Source organism: Streptomyces sp. NPDC059371 (assembly GCF_042751995.1).
Classification (GTDB): domain Bacteria; phylum Actinomycetota; class Actinomycetes; order Streptomycetales; family Streptomycetaceae; genus Streptomyces.
In genome coordinates this window covers 14646-17636 of record NZ_JBHYXD010000035.1, presented here as the reverse complement: position 1 = coordinate 17636, position 2991 = coordinate 14646, and the positions used below count along the sequence as shown (strand labels likewise).

General features: G+C 72.6%; 3 protein-coding genes. 1 reads left to right on the top strand and 2 read right to left on the bottom strand.

Features of this window, described 5'->3' with window-relative positions:
• Positions 1 to 230: 230 nt before the first annotated feature.
• Both ACFXGX_RS20890 and ACFXGX_RS20885 read right to left on the bottom strand, forming a co-directional pair.
• Complete coding sequence (locus ACFXGX_RS20890; RefSeq protein ID WP_384793212.1) at positions 231 to 1010, bottom strand: hypothetical protein; 780 nt, start codon at positions 1008 to 1010, stop codon at positions 231 to 233.
• A 1-nt stretch (position 1011) separates the two neighbouring features.
• A complete protein-coding gene (locus ACFXGX_RS20885; protein ID WP_384793209.1) occupies positions 1012 to 1533 on the bottom strand; it encodes a sigma-70 family RNA polymerase sigma factor in 522 nt (173 codons plus the stop codon).
• A gap of 310 nt (positions 1534 to 1843) precedes the next feature.
• On the opposite strand from ACFXGX_RS20885, the gene ACFXGX_RS20880 reads away from it, so the two are divergent.
• Positions 1844 to 2863 (top strand): aspartate-semialdehyde dehydrogenase, encoded by a 1020-nt coding sequence (locus ACFXGX_RS20880; protein WP_384793206.1) that lies wholly within the window; start codon positions 1844 to 1846, stop codon positions 2861 to 2863.
• The last annotated feature ends 128 nt before the right edge of the window (positions 2864 to 2991 follow it).

Sequence of the window (2991 nt, the reverse complement as noted above, 5' to 3'; positions counted from 1 at the left end):
GTGTACGGCCTTTCGCGTGACCCTTCCGCGGCTCGTTCGCTCAGAGCGAACGGTCTCCGGGTGCCTGGTTCTCGTGGCCCGAAACCGTGGGGGTCGCGCCCGATGTCGCCCCCCGGCCCCCGGGGGGGGGGGCCGGCCCCGGCCCCCCCCCCCTTTCGGGTCCCCCGGCCCGTCGGCCCGGCCGCCGCCCCGGGAGCCGGCCGGTCACCCGGCCGGGCCCGCGCCCGGTGTCACTGCTCGCACCTCATGCCCCGGGCCTCGGGCAGCGCCTTGACGATCCAGGAGCGGTCGCGGGCGATCTGCTGCTCCCCCGTGGTCCAGATGTCGGGTGTCGAGGCGCGCCGCTGGATGGCGACCAGCACCTCGTCGCCCCGGTGCAGCCGCGGGTCGACGTCCTGGTCCATCAGGAAGGTGACCTCCTTCTCGCCCCTGGCCGGCTTGTAGTAGTGGAAGACGTCCAGGGTGATCCGGTCCCGCGCGGTGCCGGGGACCGCGGCCACCTTCGTGACCGTGCCCTCCGCGATGAGCCGGGAGCAGGCGATGTAGCCGGGGGCGCTGAGCGAGCCCGAGTCGTCGCTGTTCTGCACCTTGGCGTCCGCGGAGTTCGTCTTGTCCACCCCGCCCGCTCCGCCCTGCGTGACCAGCCAGCCCAGGCCGACGACGACCGAGGCCACCGCGGCCGCGGCCAGGGTGCCGACCCCGACGGCGAACGCGCGCCGGTACCCGGAGCGCTTCCCCGGGGTGCCCCCAGGACGCCCGTCGCCCGACCTCCGCGGCCCTGGGAACCGCTTGGCCCCCCTGGAGCTCCGGGCCCCGCGGGCCGGCTCGGCGGTCCTCCCGGCGTCCGCCAGCGCGTCACCGATGACGACCAACTGCTCCCGGAGCACGTCCACGTCCGCGGCGGCCGACCGGTGCTCGGCCATGAACACGACGTCGTCGCGAGCGCCCTCGGGCAGTTCGGCGTCCGTGATCGCGGCCAGCAGCGCGTCCACACCTTCGTACTCGGCCACGTCACACCACCTCGTCCTCGTGCAGGCGGGCGCGCAGCGCGCGGACCGCCGTGTGCAGCCTGCTCTTGACCGTGCCCTCGGGTATGCCGAGCTCTTGGGCGATGTCCCGCACCGGCAGGTCGGCGTAGAACCGCAGGACGAGGACCTGGCGCTGGGCGTCGGGCAGTTCGTCCAGGCCCTGGGCGACGGCCAGCGAGAGCACGCTGGACTCCTCGTCGGAGGGCTGCTCCATCTGGCGCAGCGAGGCGAGCCGCTCGCCCAGCCGCTCCTGCCGGCGCTTGGCCCGGTGCCAGTCCATCGCGAGGTTCGAGGCGACGACCGCCGCCCAGGCCGACACGTCGCGCGGCGCCTCGTACCCCTTGGCGGCCCGCTCCAGCAGCCGCAGCCGGACCTGCTGTACCCCGTCCGGCAGGTCCGCCTGCGGCACCCCACCGAGCGCGAGCACCGCCCGCACCCGGCGTTCCTGCGTCGCGTCCAGGGGGTCGTCCGCCCCCGGTGCCCGACGTGGCTTTCTGCGCAGCACAGCACCCCTCCCCTCCCCGCGTCCCCTCTACGACGCCGGCGCGGGTGAAAACGTTCGGCCTCGTTCGAGGCGTACGTCACACCGGAACCGGATCCATGACCGGGACGCACCGTACGGCTTGCGGTTCCCCCGTGTCGCCGGGCGATTTCTTCGTACCCGGACGCCCGGCCGCCGCAGGATCGGGCTCCCGCGCGCGCGGGTCCGCGTCCCACGCTGTGAGCCGCGCGACGAAAGGATTGGACACGCGGGCCCGGGTGAGACGCATCATGGAAGCGCTGGACCACGAAGAACGCACGTCAAGGGAGTCGCCGTGAGGGTCGGAATCGTCGGAGCCACCGGTATGGTCGGCACAGCCATGCGCAAGATCCTCGTCGAGCGGGACTTCCCGGTGCGGGAGCTGCGTCTGTTCGCCTCGGCCCGTTCGGCCGGAACGGTCGTCGACGGAGTCACGGTGGAGGACGCTTCCACGGCGGACTACTCGGGCCTGGACATCGTGCTGTTCTCGGCGGGCGGGACCACCTCCAAGGCGCTGGCCGAGAAGGTCGCCTCCCAGGGCGCCGTCGTGATCGACAACTCCTCCGCCTGGCGCAAGGACCCCGAGGTCCCCCTCGTCGTCTCCGAGGTGAACCCGCACGCGATCGCCGACCGTCCCAAGGGCATCATCGCCAACCCGAACTGCACGACGATGGCCGCGATGCCGGTCCTGAAGCCGCTGCACGAGGAGGCGGGCCTCCAGGCGCTCGTCGTCGCCACCTATCAGGCGGTGTCCGGTTCGGGTGTCGCCGGTGTGGCGGAGCTGCACGGCCAGGCGCTGAAGGTCGTCGGCGAGGCCGACGGGCTGACCCACGACGGCGAGGCGGTCGACTTCCCCGAGCCGCAGGTCTACAAGCGCCCCATCGCCTTCAACGTGCTCCCCCTCGCGGGTTCGATCGTCGAGGACGGTCTGAACGAGACCGACGAGGAGCAGAAGCTGCGCAACGAGTCGCGCAAGATCCTGGAGATCCCCGCCCTCAAGGTCTCCGGCACCTGCGTCCGTGTCCCGGTGTTCTCCGGGCACTCCCTCCAGGTGAACGCCCGCTTCGACCGTCCGATCTCCGCCGAGCGCGCCACCGAGCTTCTCGGCGGCGCCCCGGGTGTCGTCCTCTCGGACATCCCGACGCCGCTCCAGGCCGCCGGCAAGGACGCCTCGTACGTCGGCCGCATCCGGCCGGACGAGACGGCCGAGAACGGCCTCGCGCTGTTCATCTCCAGCGACAACCTCCGCAAGGGTGCCGCGCTGAACGCGGTCCAGATCGCGGAGCTGGTCGCGGCCGAGCTCAACGAGGGCTGACACCCGGCTCCATCACACGCCCGAGGGGGCGGGGGCCCGCCGGGGGCCGCCCCCGCGGGGGGGGTGAAGAAAATAAGAAAACCAAACAGCACACAGTATGGTGGGTTGGAGGTGTGGTGGTGGTGGTT